The organism is Ralstonia pickettii (assembly GCF_030582395.1).
In the GTDB taxonomy this organism is placed as follows: domain Bacteria; phylum Pseudomonadota; class Gammaproteobacteria; order Burkholderiales; family Burkholderiaceae; genus Ralstonia; species Ralstonia pickettii_D.
The window spans coordinates 2,870,218-2,888,145 of record NZ_CP104381.1; the positions used below are offsets into that span (position 1 = coordinate 2,870,218).

17 protein-coding genes and 1 tRNA gene are annotated in these 17,928 nt (G+C 62.7%); 8 read left to right on the forward strand and 10 right to left on the reverse strand.

Features of this window, described 5'->3' with window-relative positions:
* Positions 1 to 105 precede the first annotated feature (105 nt).
* Positions 106 to 435: a hypothetical protein gene (locus tag N5B55_RS13835; protein WP_304538464.1), complete on the forward strand. Its 330-nt coding sequence runs from the start codon at positions 106 to 108 to the stop codon at positions 433 to 435.
* A 76-nt stretch (positions 436 to 511) separates the two neighbouring features.
* Here the strand turns inward: N5B55_RS13835 and N5B55_RS13840 are convergent.
* The 6 genes from N5B55_RS13840 to petA form a co-directional block, all read right to left on the reverse strand.
* Positions 512 to 587, reverse strand: a tRNA-Thr gene (locus tag N5B55_RS13840).
* A gap of 29 nt (positions 588 to 616) precedes the next feature.
* Positions 617 to 1,114: a ClpXP protease specificity-enhancing factor gene (locus tag N5B55_RS13845; protein ID WP_304538465.1), complete on the reverse strand. Its 498-nt coding sequence runs from the start codon at positions 1,112 to 1,114 to the stop codon at positions 617 to 619.
* 72 nt (positions 1,115 to 1,186) lie between these two features.
* Positions 1,187 to 1,798, reverse strand: a complete 612-nt coding sequence (locus N5B55_RS13850) for a glutathione S-transferase N-terminal domain-containing protein (protein ID WP_004634649.1) — start codon at positions 1,796 to 1,798, stop codon at positions 1,187 to 1,189.
* 150 nt (positions 1,799 to 1,948) lie between these two features.
* Positions 1,949 to 2,692, reverse strand: a complete 744-nt coding sequence (locus N5B55_RS13855) for a cytochrome c1 (RefSeq protein WP_065856201.1) — start codon at positions 2,690 to 2,692, stop codon at positions 1,949 to 1,951.
* Between the two features lie 37 nt (positions 2,693 to 2,729).
* The gene (locus tag N5B55_RS13860; RefSeq protein WP_065856292.1) at positions 2,730 to 4,133 is read right to left on the reverse strand and encodes a cytochrome b; all 1,404 of its coding nucleotides are present in this window, start codon (positions 4,131 to 4,133) and stop codon (positions 2,730 to 2,732) included.
* A complete protein-coding gene (gene petA / locus N5B55_RS13865) occupies positions 4,133 to 4,741 on the reverse strand; it encodes a ubiquinol-cytochrome c reductase iron-sulfur subunit (protein ID WP_009241960.1) in 609 nt (202 codons plus the stop codon). Before petA ends, N5B55_RS13860 begins: the two co-directional genes overlap by 1 nt.
* A 245-nt stretch (positions 4,742 to 4,986) precedes the next feature.
* Between petA and mscL the strand changes: the two genes are divergently transcribed.
* Entirely contained in the window at positions 4,987 to 5,415 is a 429-nt protein-coding gene (gene mscL / locus N5B55_RS13870; protein WP_065856203.1) for a large conductance mechanosensitive channel protein MscL, read from the forward strand.
* A 12-nt stretch (positions 5,416 to 5,427) separates the two neighbouring features.
* On the opposite strand, the gene N5B55_RS13875 is transcribed toward mscL, so the two are convergent.
* Complete coding sequence (locus N5B55_RS13875; protein ID WP_154208636.1) at positions 5,428 to 6,174, reverse strand: Nif3-like dinuclear metal center hexameric protein; 747 nt, start codon at positions 6,172 to 6,174, stop codon at positions 5,428 to 5,430.
* 19 nt (positions 6,175 to 6,193) lie between these two features.
* Here N5B55_RS13875 and N5B55_RS13880 point away from each other — a divergent pair, with 19 nt between their 5' ends.
* Positions 6,194 to 7,408, forward strand: a complete 1,215-nt coding sequence (locus tag N5B55_RS13880; protein WP_304538466.1) for a Do family serine endopeptidase — start codon at positions 6,194 to 6,196, stop codon at positions 7,406 to 7,408.
* A 414-nt stretch (positions 7,409 to 7,822) separates the two neighbouring features.
* Here the strand turns inward: N5B55_RS13880 and N5B55_RS13885 are convergent, their stop codons facing one another.
* Together N5B55_RS13885 and N5B55_RS13890 are read right to left on the reverse strand one after the other, a co-directional pair.
* Positions 7,823 to 8,962 (reverse strand): porin, encoded by a 1,140-nt coding sequence (locus tag N5B55_RS13885; protein WP_304538467.1) that lies wholly within the window; start codon positions 8,960 to 8,962, stop codon positions 7,823 to 7,825.
* Between the two features lie 332 nt (positions 8,963 to 9,294).
* Entirely contained in the window at positions 9,295 to 10,437 is a 1,143-nt protein-coding gene (locus N5B55_RS13890) for an ABC transporter substrate-binding protein (protein ID WP_304538469.1), read from the reverse strand.
* Between the two features lie 107 nt (positions 10,438 to 10,544).
* Here N5B55_RS13890 and N5B55_RS13895 point away from each other — a divergent pair, with 107 nt between their 5' ends.
* The 5 genes from N5B55_RS13895 (at position 10,545) to N5B55_RS13915 (ending at position 16,985) form a co-directional block, all read left to right on the forward strand.
* Entirely contained in the window at positions 10,545 to 11,246 is a 702-nt protein-coding gene (locus tag N5B55_RS13895) for a response regulator (protein ID WP_065856217.1), read from the forward strand.
* On the forward strand, positions 11,246 to 12,772 hold the full coding sequence (locus N5B55_RS13900) for a sensor histidine kinase (protein WP_304538470.1): 1,527 nt from the start codon (positions 11,246 to 11,248) through the stop codon (positions 12,770 to 12,772). Before N5B55_RS13895 ends, N5B55_RS13900 begins: the two co-directional genes overlap by 1 nt.
* A 122-nt stretch (positions 12,773 to 12,894) precedes the next feature.
* Positions 12,895 to 14,001, forward strand: a complete 1,107-nt coding sequence (locus tag N5B55_RS13905; protein ID WP_154208642.1) for an ABC transporter substrate-binding protein — start codon at positions 12,895 to 12,897, stop codon at positions 13,999 to 14,001.
* A gap of 94 nt (positions 14,002 to 14,095) precedes the next feature.
* Positions 14,096 to 15,907: an ABC transporter permease gene (locus N5B55_RS13910; RefSeq protein ID WP_012763117.1), complete on the forward strand. Its 1,812-nt coding sequence runs from the start codon at positions 14,096 to 14,098 to the stop codon at positions 15,905 to 15,907.
* On the forward strand, positions 15,900 to 16,985 hold the full coding sequence (locus tag N5B55_RS13915) for an ABC transporter ATP-binding protein (RefSeq protein ID WP_304538472.1): 1,086 nt from the start codon (positions 15,900 to 15,902) through the stop codon (positions 16,983 to 16,985). The genes N5B55_RS13910 and N5B55_RS13915 overlap by 8 nt, the downstream gene beginning before the upstream one ends.
* Before the next feature lie 86 nt (positions 16,986 to 17,071).
* Here N5B55_RS13915 and tatC read toward each other — a convergent pair whose 3' ends face one another.
* Positions 17,072 to 17,875, reverse strand: coding sequence for a twin-arginine translocase subunit TatC (gene tatC, locus N5B55_RS13920; protein ID WP_009241949.1), 804 nt, complete (start codon positions 17,873 to 17,875; stop codon positions 17,072 to 17,074).
* Positions 17,876 to 17,928 lie beyond the last annotated feature (53 nt).

Here is a 17,928-nt window from a genome sequence, read left to right on the forward strand (position 1 = left end):
CTTAACTAACCCTGTAGACCGGCTTCCGCGACAAACCGAGCGCACCGCGCTGCTCACGCATCACACTCGGCTGCACACCACTTCAAACATCGAAAGAGAGGTTGTATGACGCGCATTGCATCGATGCTCATGGCGGTTGTCGCCCTTGCAAACCTGGCCGGATGCTCGTCGACCGGCAGAGAACAAATCGAGAACGGAGGCGAGGCATCCATGGCTCAATACACCCCACCGGCAGGCACATGCCGGACCGCCTCGGTTCCAGACGACACACTCATCGGCAAATCCGAGCAGGACGCATCGACGCTGCTGAACGGCTGCCTGTGGCGCGTCAGCGAACGGGACGGCAACGCGTTGCCGGGCACGATGGACTATCGGGAAGAACGCCGGAATCTGGGTATCCAGAACGGCAAGGTGATTTGGGTGCGGCGGGGTTGAGGTTTCCCCCCCCGCCGCGAGGCATTGTGAACGGACAAAGAAAAAGCGGCTTCCTTTCGGAAGCCGCTTCTGTATTTGGTGCCGGCTGCAGGACTCGAACCCGCCACCTGATGATTACAAATCAACTGCTCTACCAGATGAGCTAAGCCGGCAAAGAATCGCGATTCTAACCTAACACGCGTTACTTGACGACCTTTAGCGCAGGCTTTCCACCGATGCGTGGCACGTTTGGCGGGGTGGGCTCGTCCTCCGGGCCCGTTTCCGCTTCGGCAGGGACGGATGCAGATGCCGATTCCGAATCCACCGCAGCCAGCTTGGGCGGCGGGTTGTTCTCGCGTTCGGTCGCCGCCTGTGTCGTCGGGTTGCTGCGCTCCACCGGGAATGCCATACCTTGACCGTTCTCGCGCGCGTACACGGCGAGCACGTTTTCGATTGGCACCTCGATCTTGCGCGACACGCCCGAGAACCGCGCGTGGAACGTGATCCACTCGTTGCCCATGTCGAGCTGGCTGGTCGCGTCAAAGCTCACGTTCAGCACGATCTCGTCGTTCTTGACGAATTCGCGCGGCACGTTGGTGCTGTTGTCGACGAAGACAGCGATGTACGGCGTGAATCCGTTGTCCGTGCACCATTCGTAGATGGCACGGATCAGATAGGGCTTGGTGGAGGTTTCCGACATGATGAAATCAGTGACCGTGGGGCGCGGCCGTGCGCGGGCCGAGCCCTGGCACAAGGAGCGACCCGGCGGCGATCAGCGGCGCATGACCTTTTCCGACGGCGTCAGCGCTTCAATATACGCCGGACGGCTGAAAATACGCTCGGCGTACTTCATCAGCGGGGCGGCATTCTTCGAGACCTCAATACCGTAGTGGTCCAGACGCCACAGCAGCGGCGCGATCGCCACGTCGAGCATCGAGAACTCTTCGCCCAGCATGTACTTGTTCTTGAGGAAGATCGGAGCGAGCTGCGTGAGGCGGTCACGGATGGCCGCACGGGCCTTCTCGTGATTCTTTTCGGCAGCCTTGCCCTTCTCGTTCTCAAGCACGGAAACGTGCGTGAACAGTTCCTTTTCGAAGTTGAACAGGAAGAGGCGGGCGCGGGCGCGCTGCACCGGATCAGCTGGCATCAGCTGCGGGTGCGGGAAGCGCTCGTCGATGTATTCGTTGATGATGTTCGACTCGTACAGAATCAGATCGCGTTCAACCAGGATGGGCACCTGGCCGTACGGGTTCATCACCGCGATATCTTCCGGCTTGTTGAAGAGATCGACGTCGCGAATCTCGAAATCCATGCCCTTTTCGAACAGGACGAGGCGGCAACGCTGCGAGAACGGGCAAGTGGTGCCCGAGTACAAGACCATCATGGTTGTAGTTCCTTGGCGCATGGGCCGGGGGCGGCCCGATGACGGTACAACCGCGGCGACAAACGGCGTCTCCGCGGCACAAACTGCGAAAAGGCAAAGGGCTAGGACCAGTTCCCCACCGGCCTAGCCCTTGCCCGGAAAACACGGATTTTACTTGATGTCCTTCCAATAGGCCGCATTCAGGCGCCAGGCCAGCACGAAGAACACGCCAATGAACAACAATACCCAGACGCCGAGACGCTTGCGCAGGTTGCCGGCGGGCTCAGCCATCCAGTCCAGATAACTGACCAGATCAGCGACTGCCTGGTCATATTCGACCTTGTTCATCTTGCCCGGCACCGACACCTCGAAGCCGACCAGCTTCTTCTCGGCCTCGCCGTGCTCGGACTTCACTTCGGCGTATTTGGGCACTTGCTGACCCTGCAGCTCCCACAGCACATGCGGCATGCCGACCTTGTCGAAGACAAGGTTGTTCCAGCCGGTCGGACGCGTGTCGTCACGGTAGAACGTGCGCAGGTAGGTGTAGAGCCAGTCGCTGCCACGTGCCCGGGCAATCACCGACAGGTCCGGCGGCACGGCGCCAAACCACTTCTTGGCGTCCTCGCGGTCCATGGCGATGTGCATCGTGTCGCCGACCTTGTCCGACGAGAACAGCAGGTTCTGCTTGATCTGCTCCTCGGTCAAACCGATGTCGCGCAGACGGTTGTAGCGCATGGCGCTGGCGCCGTGGCAGTTGAGGCAATAGTTGACGAACAGCTTGGCGCCGCGCTGCAGCGCAGACGTGTCGCTGGACTGGTTGGGCGCCGGATCGAGCGGGACGCCGCCCTCATTGGCCATCACGGGCGCGGCAAACACGAGACCGGCCAAGGCGAAAATCGCAAGCAGCTTTTTCATTCTTGTGTCCTTCATGGGTCCTTGTGCGCGGGCTCTATCAGTGCGGCGTGAACGTGACGCGCTCAGGCACTGGCTTGAACGTCCCGATCTGGCTCCAGATCGGCATCGCGAGGAAGAACGCGAAGTACAGAATGGTGCCGATCTGCGAGATGATCGAACCAACCGGGCTCGGCGGCTGGATACCCAGGTAACCCAGCACCGCGAAGGCGATCACGAAGACGATCAGCAGCGTCTTGTGGAAGCCCGGGCGATAGCGGATCGACTTGACCGGCGACTGGTCCAGCCACGGCAGGAAGAAGAAGATCACCACCGAGCCGCCCATCACGACCACGCCCCAGAACTTCGCGTCAATGAAGGCAAAGCCCAGCGCCAGAATCACGGCAACAGCCACCGCCACGCCCTTGACCTTCATGCTCTTGGAACGCACGAACAGCAGACCCAGCATGATTGCGATGAAGCCCCACAGCCACGGCAGGAAGTCCGACGTGGTCGCGCGCAGCATCGAGTAGAACGGCGTGAAGTACCAGACCGGCGCAATGTGCGGCGGCGTCTTCAGCGAGTCTGCCGGGATAAAGTTGTTGGCTTCGAGGAAGTAGCCGCCCATTTCGGGCGCGAAGAACACGATCGCGCTGAAGATGAACAGGAACACCGCCACGCCCACGATGTCGTGCACCGAGTAATACGGGTGGAACGGAATGCCGTCCAGCGGGATACCGCGTTCGTCCTTCTTGGCCTTGATCTCGACGCCGTCCGGGTTGTTCGAACCCACTTCGTGGAGAGCGATGATGTGCGCCACCACCAGGCCCAGCAGCACTAGCGGCACCGCAATAACGTGGAACGAGAAGAAGCGATTCAGCGTCGCGTCCGACACCACGTAGTCGCCGCGAATCCACAGCGACAGGTCCGGGCCGATCAGCGGAATGGCCGAGAACAGGTTGACGATCACCTGCGCGCCCCAGTACGACATCTGGCCCCACGGCAGCAGATAGCCCATGAACGCCTCGGCCATCAGGCACAGGAAGATCAGGCAGCCGAAGATCCAGACCAGCTCGCGCGGCTTTCGGTACGAGCCGTACAGCATGCCGCGGAACATGTGCAGATACACGACGATGAAGAACGCCGAAGCGCCGGTCGAGTGCATGTAGCGCACCAGCCAGCCCCACGGCACCTCGCGCATGATGAACTCCACGCTCGCATAGGCGACGGGGATACCGGCCGCGTTGAGCGTGCCGTCCGGCTTGTAGTTCATCACCAGGAAAATGCCCGTGGCGATCTGGATCACCAGCACCAGCAGCGCCAGCGATCCGAAGAAATACCAGAAGTTAAAATTCTTCGGCGCGTAATACTCCGACAGATGCGCCTTCCACAGGTCCGATGCCGGGAAGCGTGCATCGATCCAGCCCAGCAGCCCGGTTGTCTCCACCTTCTTCTCGGCCATGATCAAGCCTCTCCTTTCTCGTCTTTACCGATCACGAGCTTCGTGTCGGACAGGAACATGTACGGCGGAACGTCGAGGTTCTGGGGTGCCGGCTTGTTCTTGAACACGCGGCCAGCCAGGTCGAACGTGGAGCCGTGGCACGGGCAGACGAAGCCGGGGTCTCCCGCGAGCTGCACGTTGGCACCTGCGGGAAACGGACCAGATGGGGAACAGCCGAGATGGGAACAGATGCCGACCACGACCAGCAGGTCCTTGTGCTCGGCACGGGAGCGGGTTTCGTTCTTGCAATAGTCCGGCGTCTTCATGGTGAAGGGCACGTCGGACTTGGGGTCGGCGACTTCGTTATCGGTCTTCTTGAGCGACTCCAGCATGTCGGGCGTGCGTTTGAGCAGCCAGACGGGCTTGCCGCGCCATTCCACCACCTTCATCTGGCCCGGGGCCAGGTCGCTCACGTCCGCCTCTACGGGCGCGCCCGCTGCACGGGCTTTTTCAGATGGTGCGAATGTGCAAACGAAAGGGGCCGCAACTGCAACCCCTCCCACACCACCAGCCACGGACGTCGCAATCAACAGATTGCGGCGACCCTTGTCCACGTTTTGCTGGTCACTCATTCAAGACCCCAGGGTGAGAAATCAAGATAGATTCGCGTCAACCAAAAATTATACCCGAGCGTACCTAGCCAACGGTAGCGGTCGCGGGGGGCGGCCGTTGCGGATATAGTGGACGCACCGATTGCCCGCCAGCCCAATCCAGGCAAGGCTTCGGCATGTCTCTTGCAACCTCGCTTTCTACAATTCAGGTCAACCGTTCGCCAGCTTGACCGTTTGTCTCGAATCAAACAATCCGGAGAAAACCGATGGCACTGATGCAAGACTTCAAGAAATTCGCGATGCGCGGCAACGTGATCGACCTGGCAGTGGGTGTGATCATCGGTGCGGCGTTCAGCAAAATCGTGGATTCGCTCGTCAATGATCTGATCATGCCGCTGATCAGCCGCATCGTCGGCAAGCTGGATTTCTCGAGCCTGTTCATCCAACTCGCAGAGGCGCCCGCTGGTGTGCCGCATACCCTGGCGGATCTGAAGAAGGCAGGCGTGCCGGTCTTCGCCTACGGCAACTTCATCACCGTGGCGGTCAATTTTCTGATTCTCGCGTTTATCGTATTTTTGATGGTGCGCGCCATCACCCGACTGATCGACGCCAACCCGCCGGCAGCGCCCGCCGAGACCCCCGAAGACATTCAACTGCTGCGCGAGATTCGCGACAGCCTGAAGAACAAACCGTAATCACACGTCCGATCACACCGGATTCGGGATATCGATGAAGGTGTGGCGTATGCCAAAGCGCTCGGCGAGGTGGTTGCCGAGCGCCTGGACGCCGCCGCGTTCAGTGGCGTGGTGGCCAGCGCCGATATATGCAACACCCGATTCACGCGCGAGATGCGTGGTCTGCTCCGAAGCCTCACCGCTCAAATACACGTCTACACCAGCAGCCACCGCAGCATCAAACCAGCCTTGCGCCCCGCCAGTGCACCAGCCGACTGTACGCACCGGACGATCCTCCTCACCGATCACGAGCGGCACCCGGTTGAGCCTTGCCGACACCGTCTGCGCAAAGGCACGCAGCGTGGTCGGTGCGGCGAGCGCGCCAATCCAACCCAGTTCATCGTCGCCGAACCGGCCTTGGGGCGCGATGCCCAGCAAGGCCGCTAGCTGCGCGTTGTTGCCAAGCTCAGGGTGCGCATCGAGCGGCAAGTGATATGCGAACAGGTTGAGATCGTGCGTGAGAAGTTGCTTCAAGCGCGCATGCTTCTGCCCGACGACACGACCATCCTCGCCCTTCCAGAAGTAACCATGATGCACGAGGATGGCGTCCGCACGGGCTGCGACGGCAGCCTCGATCAAGGCCAGGCTGGCCGTCACGCCCGTCACGATATGGGTAACGCTTTCGCGCCCTTGCACCTGCAGACCATTGGGGCAATAGTCCCGAAAACGGGCCGCCTGCAACAGGTCGTTCAAGTACAATTCAAGTTCTTTTCGATCCATTTGGACTCAATTTCGCCCTATGTTGCGCCGCTTTTGGCTGTTTTTTGCGCAAGCCGTCACGGTCGTTCTGGCCGTATGGTTTGTGATCGCCACGCTCAAGCCTGACTGGCTGCAGCGCGGCAAGGTCGCAGTGCAATCCGGCTCGCCCATCGTCGCGCTGAAGGAAGTCGCGCCGGTCGGCCACGGCGGCACCTCCAGCAACTCCTACGCAGAAGCGGCCAAGGTCGCGATGCCGGCGGTGGTTAACATCTTCAGCAGCAAAAACGCGCCGAAGCGTGGCACCAACCCTCAAGCCAGCGCCGATCCGTGGTTTCGCTTCTTCTTCGGCGACCGCGCCCCCGAGCAGCGCCAGGAACCCACGGCCAGCCTCGGCTCAGGCGTGATCGTCAGTTCAGAAGGCTACATTCTAACGAACCACCACGTGGTGGACGGCGCTGACGAAATCGAGGTCGCCCTGACCGACGGCCGGAAGGCCAACGCAAAGGTGGTCGGCTCCGATCCCGAGACCGACCTGGCCGTTCTCAAGATCAATCTGCCGAATCTGCCCGCCATTACGCTGGGCCGGCTGGAGAACGTGCGCGTGGGCGACGTGGTGCTGGCGATTGGCAACCCGTTCGGCGTGGGCCAGACGGTGACGATGGGTATTGTCTCCGCGCTGGGCCGCAGCCATTTGGGCATCAACACCTTCGAGAACTTCATCCAGACCGACGCCGCGATCAACCCCGGCAACTCGGGGGGTGCGCTCGTCGACGCTGACGGCAACCTCCTCGGGATCAACACAGCGATCTACTCGCGCTCGGGCGGCTCGCTCGGCATCGGCTTCGCGATTCCGGTATCGCTGGCCAAACAGGTGATGGAGTCGATCATCTCGACCGGAAGCGTGGTCCGCGGTTGGATTGGTGTGGAGCCGCAGGATGTAACGCCAGAAATTGCCGAATCGTTTGGCTTGTCACGCAAGGATGGCGCGCTGATTGCCGCCGTGGTCCAAGGCGGCCCCGCAGACAAGGCGGGCCTGCGCCCGGGGGACATTCTCACCAGCGTGAACGGTGAGCCGATCCTGGATACGACGGCGCTGCTCAACAGCATCGCGCAGCTGAAACCCGGCGCAGAAGCCAAGGTGACCGTGTCGCGCAAGGGCAAGGCAGTGGAACTGACCATTGTTGTCGGCAAACGGCCCGCGCCTACGCGTCGCAACGTGCCGATGCCCTCGCAGGACGACGAAGAACCACAGTAGTAAGCTGCAGGTTTCGGAATACGCAAACGGCGGCCAATGTGCCGCCGTTTTTTTTGCCTGCACGCTTGAGCGGCAAGCCGGTACGCTGGGGAGCGCTGGCAATCTGCAGCTCTACACTTACCAAGCGATCCGACGTACCAACAGCAGCGCTGCGTCCAGTTACTTTCGTCTCGACCTGCTGGATGCCCCCTGAACCTATGCCGGCGCAGAGCAAGCAGTAAGTGCGACGCCCCCGCCATTGTCTCGCCTACACTCCAACCGCCGGTCAAAGCTTGCACGCGAAGCAAGCCCAGCAGAGGCAGCGCTTCAGGGGTGCATGCGCACTGCAAATCATTCACACAAAGAAAAACGCCGACCCCTTTCGGGATCGGCGTTTAGCCGTTTAATTCGATGCGCTCTTACGAGCGCGTCAAATTAGAACTTGTGGCGGATACCAACGGTAGCGCCGAATTGGTTGTTGCTGTTACCCGTGTTCGAGAACACTTGGTCAGCCGTCGTTGCCGAAGAAGCGCCGGTCAGGCTCTGCGGATACGCGCTGTTGTTCAGACCCAGCACACCCAGACCCGAGCCGCTGCTGTTCTTGGCATAGGCCACGTTGAAGTATGCGTCGGTGCGCTTCGACAGAGCGTAGTCGGTGCCGACCACGAACAGCCACGGGTTGCCGCCGGTAGCGTTCTTGAACTGTTGGTAGTAAGCCGTACCGGTCAGCGACAGCGCCGGCGTAGCTTGGTAACCCAGGCCAGCCCAGTACAGGTTCGAACGCAGTTCGCCGTTGCCAGCAACAGTTGCGAAGTTAGCCTTGTACCAACGATAGCCAGCGTACAGCTTGGCGGGGCCGAAAGCATACGTACCAGCGATCGTAGCGCGTTGTTCCTTCTGGTCAGCCGTACCTGCCGACGTAGCGGTCGGGGCAGCCGTGCCGTTCGACTGGTCATACACTACGCCCAGGCCAAACGGGCCACCAGCATAGTTCGCACCCAGGCTCCACTCGCGGCCGAGCTTGCTCAGGCCAGCTTGCTCGTTGCCGTCGCGGTTAAACGCGTACAGAGCGGAGACGCTGAGGCCACCAAACGTACCGATGTACTTGACCGAATTGTCCGAACGGGCCGAGAAATAAGCGTCTTGCGAAGCCAGCGAGTAGCGCGTGGCGATTGCCATCGGGTCATAGATCAGCGAGAAGTCATACAGCAGGTTCTGCTGACGACCCAGGGTCAGTTGACCCCACTGGCCTTGCAAACCAACGTAAGCGTTACGACCGAACAGGCGGCCACCTTGGGCCGACTTGCCGTCGTCGATGCTGAAGCCACTTTCCAGGTTGAAGATACCCTTCAGACCACCGCCCAGGTCTTCAACACCACGCAGGCCCCAACGCGAGCCCGACAGACCGCCCGAATCCAGGCCAACGCGCGAGCTACCGCCGCCGTTGCCGTTCGGCACCTTGTTTGCGTACGTCAGACCAGCGTCGACCACGCCGTACAGGGTCACGGAGGATTGTGCATAGGCGCCACCGGCGGCCAGAGCTGCCACAGCAGCTGCAAACAGTTTCATCTTCATATCGACACTTTCCTTGTCAACTGATTGGGAAATCTTGACTGTCCTTATGGACGACGCAGATACCTCACGTCTGACCGCATTATGTGCCAGCGTTGACGGATTCCGGAAACCCTTTCTGGCTCTGGGCCACGATTTGCGGCCAAGTTGTTGCTCATGGGCAACACGCGCCGAGCCCCTCTGGGAGGGGGGCGCAACCCGCGTTTTGCGCGGTGGCACAGGGGCTGGCGGGCGATTGCGCCCCTCTTCCCGAGCACCAAATTTGGCAGTCGCCGGCAGCTTTGATTTGTCGCCTTCGCGCCACGTTAAAGCGGAAAGTGCTTTTTAATTATCTTTTATCGGCCGAGTGCGAGACGCCATCGTTTGAGGAAATCGGCACGGCGAAGCTGATCTTGATGGGCGAGTAAACCCGGACCGACCGGAATCGGCCGATGCGTGTTGCCAAGCTCGGCGAGCAGGCGCTTCGCAGTGAGCCCCGTCTCAACGTCCTGGCGCAGCGAAAACAAGAACGCGCGATCCGCCATCACGCTCTGGCCGTCGCGCGAGAGCATGAAGTCGAGCCAGAGGCGCGCGGCATTCGGGCGGGCGGCGCGCCGCGCGATAAAGGCGACCCGCGTCGCGACCAGCGTGTAGTCGGTCGGCATCTTGATGGCGAGCGCCGGATTGCGATCGGCGTAACGCGCGGCGTAAGAGCCGATCACGTCGTACGCGAGCAGGCTTTCGCCGGAGGCGACGCGCTCCAGCATCGCGGCCGTGGTGATGTACAGGTTGACGTTGACCCCACCCAATGCCTTGGCAACATCCCAGAACACCGGCGTTGTGCGCGCATCTTCGGCGGCGAACAGGAAGGCGGAACCGGAGTGCTCGATGTCGTAGGAGGCGACCCGACCACGCAGCAAGTCACGATGGCTGTTCAGAATGCGAGCGAAGTCGGCATGGGTCGATGGGATCAACTCCGGCGGTAGCTGCCGCGTGTTGTAGACAAAGACGACCGGCTCGTAGCTCGTGCCGTACGCCTCGTTCTTCCAGATCGCCCACGATGGCAGGTAAGGCCGCTCGGGCGATGCGTAAGGAAGTGCGTGGCCGTCGTTCACGAGCTTGAACTGTTCGGGCATGGCCGAACTCCAGACAACGTCGGCGCCCGGCGACTTGGCGGCGAATTCAGCGAGGAAGCGCCGGTAGATGTCGTCGCTGTTCTGCTCACGGTAGTCGACGGTGATCCCGGGGTAGCGCGTTTCGAAGGCGCGAATGACCGGGTACGCGGCGGAGAAATCCGTCGTCGAATACACCGTCACACGGCCTTCGCGGCGCGCGGCGTCGATCATCGCGCCGTAGTCGCGCGGATAGTACGCCGGCAACTCTGGCGTCGATCGGGTCAGCCACTGGCCATGCGCCCCTGGCGCGGCCACGCCGCTGGCAGCCAGCAATGCGGCGGTCTGACGGAGCCAGCGGCGACGGGGATTTGGAATGGACGACATGCCGGTTGAAGCGCAACTGGAGCCGCATCACGTGGACAGGGAAATCGAGATACGGGCGCCACGCATTATCATGAAAAAGTAGCCAGAACGATATTGAGAGACACCCGATGCGGATTTTGCTGGTGGAGGATGAGGACGAATTGGCCGCATGGCTGGCGCGCGCGCTGGCACAAAGCGGCTTCGTGATCGAGCGTGCTGCCGATGGCGTTATCGCCGAAGCCTTTCTCGGCTCAGGAGAATTTGATGCGGTGGTGCTCGACCTGCGCCTGCCGCGCAAGGATGGCTTTGCCGTGCTGGCCGACATGCGCGCGCGCGACGACCGCACGCCGGTGTTGATCCTCACCGCCCAGGGCGCGCTGGACGAGCGTGTGCGCGGGCTCAATGCGGGCGCAGATGACTTCCTCACCAAACCGTTCGCGCTGTCGGAACTGGAAGCGCGGTTGATGGCGCTCATCCGCCGCAGCCGCGGCCGGGCGTTTCCGCGTCTGCGTTGCGGGCCCCTGGAGTTCGACACCGGACGCAAGGCATTCCTGCTGTCGGGCGAGCCGCTGGCGCTCACGCCGCGTGAGCACGCCGCGCTGTCCGCGCTGCTGCACAAGACCGGCCAGCCGATCAGCAAGGTGCATCTATTCGACAAGGTCTTCAACCTGGACAGTGATTCGAGCCCCGACGCGGTGGAGGTGGTGGTGCACCGCCTGCGCAAGAAGCTGGCGGGCATGGGCGTACAGATCGTTACCGTGCGGGGGCTGGGCTACATGCTTGAAGCCGGCGATGGCGACGCGCCCGCCGCCGGCGACAGCGGCGCGTGATGCAGCGGCTCGCACGGCTCCGGCTGCCGCGCAGCCTGAAACTTACGTTGCTTTGGCTGCTGCTGCCGGGGCTGGTGGGTGTGCTGGCCATCGACATCGTCTCGGCGTACCAGGCGCTGCGCGGCGCGACCGATCGCGCCTACGATCGCGCGCTGCTCGGCTCGGTGCGCGCCATCGAGAACGGCGTGACGATCGAGCGCGGGCAGGTCCAGGTCAACGTGCCGTATGTGGCGTTGTCCATGTTCGAATCCACCGCGCAGAGCAATGTCTATTACCGCGTCGCTTTCGAGCCCTTGCCGGGCAAGGCGCCCGAAGCGGCGCTGACCGGCTACGACGATCTGCCGCTGCCCGTGACGCGGCTGGAGAACGACACCCCGCTCTTCTACGACGCGACGTACCACGACGAGCCCGTACGCGTGGCCGCCGTGGCAAAGCCGCTGTATCAGCCCGGGCTGCCGGCGCGCATCGTCATCCAGGTTGCGGAAACCATCGAGACGCGGCGCGCGCTGCAGCAGGCGGTGTGGCGCGGTACGCTGCTGCGCGATGCAGCACTGGTGGCGGTCAGCGCCGCGCTGTTGTGGCTCGGCGTAACCGTCGCGCTGCGGCCGCTCAGCCGCCTGGCTCGCAGCATCGGCGTACGTGCGTCGGACGACCTCCGCCCGCTCGATGCCACGGACGTGCCCGCCGAAGTCCGCCCGCTGGTCGACGCGATCAACCACCACATTCATCGCTACGCCGAACTTGCGGAGGCGCAAAGCCAGTTTCTTGCCGATGCGTCGCACCAGTTGCGCACGCCGCTGGCCGTGCTGCTCACGCAGGCCGAATACGCCCTGCGCGAAACCGACCCGGCGCGCGTGCGCGAAAGCCTGTCTGCCATCATCGCGCGCCTGCAGTCGACGAACCGGCTGACCACACAGCTGCTCGCCCTCGCCCGCGCCCGGCATGCGGGGCAGGATGCGCCGGCTGAAACCTTCGACCTCGGTGAATTGGCCCGCGACGTGGTGGTCGACGCACTGCCGCTGGCGCGCGAGAAGCAGCAGGATCTCGGCTGGGACGACGGCGGCCTCCTCATGCCCTTGCCCGTCATCGGCTATCCGGCGTTCCTGCGCGAGTCGCTCTCCAACCTCGTGCACAACGCCATCCGCTACACGCCCGCGGGCGGCCGCATCACCGTGCGCGCAGCGGCTGACGGCGATACCGCACTGGTCTGCGTGGACGACACCGGGCCTGGCATGAGCGCAGAAGAGCGCGCGCATGCGTTCCAGCGTTTTCGCCGCGCACACGAGGGCGGAAGTCGCCAGGGTAAACCCAAGGACGCGCCCAAAGATGCCCGTTATGCCGCCGAGGGCTCCGGCCTAGGACTGGCCATCGCGCGTGCCTATGCAGCGCGTAGCGGCGGGCACATCGAATTGGCCGATGGGGAGCCGAACGCGCACGGCGGCGTCGGCTTGTCGGCGCGCATCCGCGTACCGCTCGCGGGGGCAACTGCGTCCATCGAGCATGCTGCGATGCAGCAGCCGCAATGAAAGCGTCACGAAAGCGCGCGATTTCTATAATCCGCCGCACCTGGGGCCATCCGTCCGAGCTACACGCACCACGCCATAAGTAGCCGGCCCCACACCATCACAAGCAAACAGGAGACAAACCCATGCTTCGTGGCCGCTTTACGCCCGCGCACGCCGCTCTCGCTTCAATTGCCGCTGCCGCACTGACCCTCAGCACCACCGCCCTCGCACAAGTACCGGCTGGTTATCCCGCCAGCTACGCCGACACCATCGCCGCCGCCAAGAAGGAAGGCAAGGTGGTGGTCTATGCGACGACCGACACCAAGGCTGCCGATCCGCTGATCAAGGATTTCGAGTCGCTCTACCCGGGCGTGAAGGTGGAGTACAACGACATGAACAGCAGCGAGTTGTACAACCGCTTCATCAGTGAGCAGGCCGCCGGCGGCGCCTCCGCTGACATGATGTGGAACTCGTCGATGGACTCGCAGCTCAAGCTGGCGCAGACCTACGCGATGAAGTACGACTCGCCTGAAGTGCCGAACGTGCCGAAGTGGGCTGTCTACAAGGGTCTGGCCTACGGCACCACGTACGAGCCGGCCGTGTTCCTGTACAACAAGCGCCTGATCAAGGATTCGGAAGTGCCGCAAACGCACGCCGACTTCGCCAAGCTGGTCGCCAGCCAATCCGAGCGATTCAAGAACAAGGTCACGACGTACGACATCGAGAAGTCGGCCGTGGGCTTCATGATGGCTGCGCAGGACAATCTCGATTCGCCGCAGTACTTCGACTTCGTCAAGGCAGTGGGCCCGAACCTGGTGCTGCAGTCCTCGACCGGCACGATGATGGAGCGCGTGGCCTCGGGAGAAAACCTGGTGGCGTACAACATCCTCGGTTCGTACGCGATTGCACGCGCCAAGAAGGATCCGTCGATCGGCATCGTCTATCCGAAGGACTACACGCTGGTGGTGTCGCGCGTGGCGATGATCGCCAAGAAGGCGAAGAACCCGAACGCGGCCAAGCTCTGGCTGGACTACATCCTGTCCAAGCGCGGCCAGGAAATCCTCGCCAACAAATCGGATCTGCACTCGCTGCGGGACGACGTGACGGGTGAAGCCACCGCCGCCGGCCTGAAGAAGATTCTCGGCAACAGCATCAAGCCGATTCCGGTCGACGAATCGATCCTGGCGTTCCTGGAACCCAAGAAGCGCCTGGACTTCATCAAGCAATGGCGCACCGCCGCCGGCCGTTGATCTGAGACCTGATCCGCAGTTCACCGGCACACCTATCATCTGACCGACCTGCCGGCGCCATCCGTATCTGGCGCCGGTTCCTTCTGGAGGCACCATGCGTTCTCTAGCGCAAGACCGTGCCGCCGCTCGCCAAGCCACCCTCAAGCGCTCGCCCTGGACGCGTGTGGGACAGGCTTTGCCGCGCGGCGTGGTCATTCTGCTTACCGCGCTGGCGATTTTCACGCCGCTGGCGCTGATCTTCTACCAGAGCTTTCTTTCTGCGCCGTTCTTCATGCCCGACGCGCTGGCGGGGCTGGATGCGTATCGCTTCATCTTCACGGATTCGGACTTCTGGCACGCCTTCGAGAAATCCGCCGCGCTCGCTCTCGGGCTGGCGGTGATCTCAGTACCGCTGGGCGGCATCCTGGCGTTCCTGATGGTGCGTTCGGACCTGCCGGGCCGCCGCATTCTCGAACCGCTACTGATGATTCCGGTGTTCGTCTCGCCGATGGTGCTGGCGTTCGGCTACGTGGTTTCCGCCGGCCCGGTGGGCTTCTACACCGTGTGGTTCAAGAGCCTGTTTGGCGGTGCGCCGTGGAACGTGTATTCGTTCACCAGCATCATCATCATTGCGGGCCTGACGCACGTGCCTCACGTGTATCTGTATGTCTCTTCAGCGCTGCGCAGCCTCGGTTCGGATGTGGAAGAAGCCGCGCGTATCGCGGGGGCATCGCCGCTGTCGGTGGCGCTCAACGTGAGCCTGCCCATGGTGCGCCCGGCCCTGCTGTACGCAGCCGTGCTGGTGATCTTCCTGGGCTTCGAGGTCTTCGGCCTGGTGCTCGTATTGGGCGATCCGGAAGGCCATCTGGTGCTCGCCACGTACCTGTACAAGCTGACCAACAAGCTCGGCACGCCGGCCTATCACCTGATGGCCGCGGTGGCGGTCTGCCTGGTGATGGTGACGTTCCCGCTGGTGCTGCTGCAACGCTACATGCTGCGCTCGGCCAACCGCTTCGTCACCGTCAAGGGCAAGGTCACGCGCAGCCGCCCGCTGCCGCTGGGCTCGTGGCGCTGGCCGGCCTGGGCTGTCGTGGTGCTGTGGTTCTTCGTGACGGTGGTGGTGCCGCTGTCGGGCATCGCGCTGCGCGCCTTCGTATCGAACTGGGGTGAAGGGGTGTCGCTGGTGGAGGCCTTCTCGACCACCGCGTTCCAGCAGATCTTCGCGCAGCCGCAATTCCTGCGCGCCATGGTCAACACGGTACTGATCGGCGTGATCGGTGGCGCCATCGCGGTGGCTTGCTACACCTGCATCGGCCTGGCCATGCACCGCAAGCCGGATGGCTTGACGCGCTTCCTCGATTACAGCGTGCTGGTGCCCCGTGCCATTCCGGGTCTCCTGGCTGGCCTGGCGTTCCTGTGGGTGTTCCTGTTCGTGCCCAACTGGATCGAGACCGGCCTGACCGACAGCGGCCTGCCGTTCGCCAACTGGATCATCGAGAACGTCGTGCCGAGCCTGCGCGACCTGCGCAGCACGATCTTCAGCGTGTGGATCGCCTACACGGTCGTGTGGCTGGCATATGGCCTGCGGCTGATCTCGGCTGCGCTGCTGCAAGTCGGTCCGGAACTGGAAGAGGCGGCACGCTCGGTCGGCGCCACCCGCGCCCGCACCACGCGCGACGTGACGGTACCGCTCACGCGCTACGGCCTGCTCGGCGCGTGGCTGCTGATCTTCCTGATTTTCGAGCGCGAGTACTCGACCGGTGTGTATCTGCTGTCGCCGGGCACCGAGACGATCGGCTCGATGCTGGTTTCCCTGTGGGCGGGCGGCGCCATCGATATCGTTGCCGCGCTGTCCTTCGTCAATATCGTGCTGGTGGCCGTCGGCCTCGGCATCGCACTGCGTTTCGGAGTGAAGCTCCATGATTGAACTCACTGTCAACGACCTGCACCTGCAATACGGCAACAACCCGGTTCTCAAGGGTGTCTCGATGCAGCTGCACAAGGGCGAGGTCGTCTCGCTGCTGGGCCCGTCCGGTTCGGGCAAGACCACGCTGCTGCGAGCAGTCGCCGGCCTCGAACAGGCCAGTCAAGGGACCGTCCAGATCGGCGATCGGGTCATGTTCGACGGCACCAAGAAGCTCGACGTGCCGGCCGAAGGGCGCAACCTGGGCCTGGTGTTCCAGTCGTACGCGCTGTGGCCGCACAAGACCGTGGCGGAGAACGTCGCCTACCCGCTCAAGCTGCGCAAGACACCCGCCTCGCAGATCAAGGAACGCGTACAAGCCGTGCTGCAGCAACTGGGCCTCGGCCATCTGGGCGAGCGTTTCCCGAGCCAGCTCTCCGGCGGCCAGCAGCAACGCGTGGCGATTGCCCGTGCGCTGGTCTACAACCCGCCCGTGATCCTGCTCGACGAGCCACTCTCGAACCTCGACGCCAAGCTGCGCGAAGAAGCGCGTGCGTTCCTGCGCGAGCTGATCGTCCGCCTGGGCCTGTCGGCCCTGATGGTCACGCACGACCAGAGCGAAGCGATGGCCATGTCCGATCGCATCCTGCTGCTCAACAACGGCGTGATCGAACAGCAAGGCACGCCCGAAGAAATGTACGGCGCGCCGCAGACGCTCTTCACCGCCGAGTTCATGGGCAGCAACAACCGTGTCAACGGCAAGATCGCGGAAGTGCGTGATGGCATGGCCCGCCTGGTGGACGAAACCGGAGGTTGGTCGCTATGGGGCGTGGCGCGCGGTGATCTGAAGCCGGGTGCTTCAGCACACGGCGTGATCCGGCTCGAACAGGTGCGGGTGGGCATCGACAATGCCGACAACACCATCCACCTGCCGCTCGCCACGCGCATGTACTTGGGCGACCGGTGGGAATGCCTCTTCCGCGCCACCGACGACAGCGGCGCAACGGGCACAGGCCTGCGCGCCTACTCCGCCAGCGCGCCGAGCGACGGCAAGTACGCGCTGACCTTCCCGCGCGAACAGTTCTGGCTGTACGCCGCTTGAAGCAACAGCAGTAACCGCCGATTCATCGGCAACAAAAAAAGGCAGCCTCGGCTGCCTTTTTCTTTGGCTGATACTGGGCCGGTCGGTCAGTCCTTCACCACCGGCAGGTGCTCGGGATTGTTTTCCGGTGCCGTGGTGTTACGGATGAAGATGGCCGCCAAGATCAGCCCCAGCTCATACAGCAGCCACAGCGGCACCGCCAGCAGCAACTGCGACATCACGTCCGGCGGCGTCACAACAGCGGCGATCACGAAGGCGCCGACCACCACGTACGGCCGCGCCTGCCGCAGCTTCTCCAGACTCACGATGCCAAAGCGCACCAGCACCATCACCACCACCGGCACTTCGAACGTGATGCCGAAGGCAAGGAACGTCGTCATGGCGAAGCTCAGGTACTTGTCGATGTCGGTGGACATCTCTGCACCCAGCGGCGCGTTGTAGTGCGCCATCACCTTGAACACCGTCGGAAAGACCAGGAAATATGCAAACGCCACGCCGCACAGAAACAGCACATAAGTGCTCACCACCAGCGGCATGATCATCCGCTTTTCGTGCGTGTACAGCCCCGGCGCTACAAAACGCCAGATTTGATATAGCACCCAAGGCAGTGCGATGAGGAAGGCAGCCAGCAGCGTTACCTTCATCGGCACGAAGAACGAGCCGGTGACGTCGGTGACGATCATGTGGCCGTTCTTGGGCAACGCCTGGATCAGCGGCCGTGAAAACAGATTGAATATATCGGGCGCCCAGTAGACCAGGCCCAGAAAGATCAGCAGCACGCCGGCACCCGCCTTGACGATGCGCTCGCGCAATTCGACCAGGTGCGAAATGAACGTTTCCTGCGCGCCATCCTCGGGCGACTCTTGCGGATCGAGCGGAGCGGCACTCATGTCGGGAGGGAGAAAGGGAAATCAGGACGCGACACCGCAGACACGGCTCGCGC

Bases quoted from the DNA above. Each gene is read 5' to 3' on its own strand.
- N5B55_RS13915 (WP_304538472.1), top strand. From the start codon at position 15,900: ATGATTGAACTCACTGTCAACGACCTGCACCTGCAATACGGCAACAAC.
- N5B55_RS13910 (WP_012763117.1), top strand. From the start codon at position 14,096: ATGCGTTCTCTAGCGCAAGACCGTGCCGCCGCTCGCCAAGCCACCCTC.
- mscL (WP_065856203.1), top strand. From the start codon at position 4,987: ATGGCACTGATGCAAGACTTCAAGAAATTCGCGATGCGCGGCAACGTG.
- N5B55_RS13855 (WP_065856201.1), bottom strand. From the start codon at position 2,692: ATGAAAAAGCTGCTTGCGATTTTCGCCTTGGCCGGTCTCGTGTTTGCC.
- N5B55_RS13835 (WP_304538464.1), top strand. From the start codon at position 106: ATGACGCGCATTGCATCGATGCTCATGGCGGTTGTCGCCCTTGCAAAC.
- N5B55_RS13850 (WP_004634649.1), bottom strand. From the start codon at position 1,798: ATGATGGTCTTGTACTCGGGCACCACTTGCCCGTTCTCGCAGCGTTGC.
- petA (WP_009241960.1), bottom strand. From the start codon at position 4,741: ATGAGTGACCAGCAAAACGTGGACAAGGGTCGCCGCAATCTGTTGATT.
- N5B55_RS13900 (WP_304538470.1), top strand. From the start codon at position 11,246: ATGCAGCGGCTCGCACGGCTCCGGCTGCCGCGCAGCCTGAAACTTACG.
- N5B55_RS13880 (WP_304538466.1), top strand. From the start codon at position 6,194: ATGTTGCGCCGCTTTTGGCTGTTTTTTGCGCAAGCCGTCACGGTCGTT.
- N5B55_RS13875 (WP_154208636.1), bottom strand. From the start codon at position 6,174: ATGGATCGAAAAGAACTTGAATTGTACTTGAACGACCTGTTGCAGGCG.
- N5B55_RS13895 (WP_065856217.1), top strand. From the start codon at position 10,545: ATGCGGATTTTGCTGGTGGAGGATGAGGACGAATTGGCCGCATGGCTG.
- tatC (WP_009241949.1), bottom strand. From the start codon at position 17,875: ATGAGTGCCGCTCCGCTCGATCCGCAAGAGTCGCCCGAGGATGGCGCG.
- N5B55_RS13905 (WP_154208642.1), top strand. From the start codon at position 12,895: ATGCTTCGTGGCCGCTTTACGCCCGCGCACGCCGCTCTCGCTTCAATT.
- N5B55_RS13885 (WP_304538467.1), bottom strand. From the start codon at position 8,962: ATGAAGATGAAACTGTTTGCAGCTGCTGTGGCAGCTCTGGCCGCCGGT.
- N5B55_RS13890 (WP_304538469.1), bottom strand. From the start codon at position 10,437: ATGTCGTCCATTCCAAATCCCCGTCGCCGCTGGCTCCGTCAGACCGCC.
- N5B55_RS13845 (WP_304538465.1), bottom strand. From the start codon at position 1,114: ATGTCGGAAACCTCCACCAAGCCCTATCTGATCCGTGCCATCTACGAA.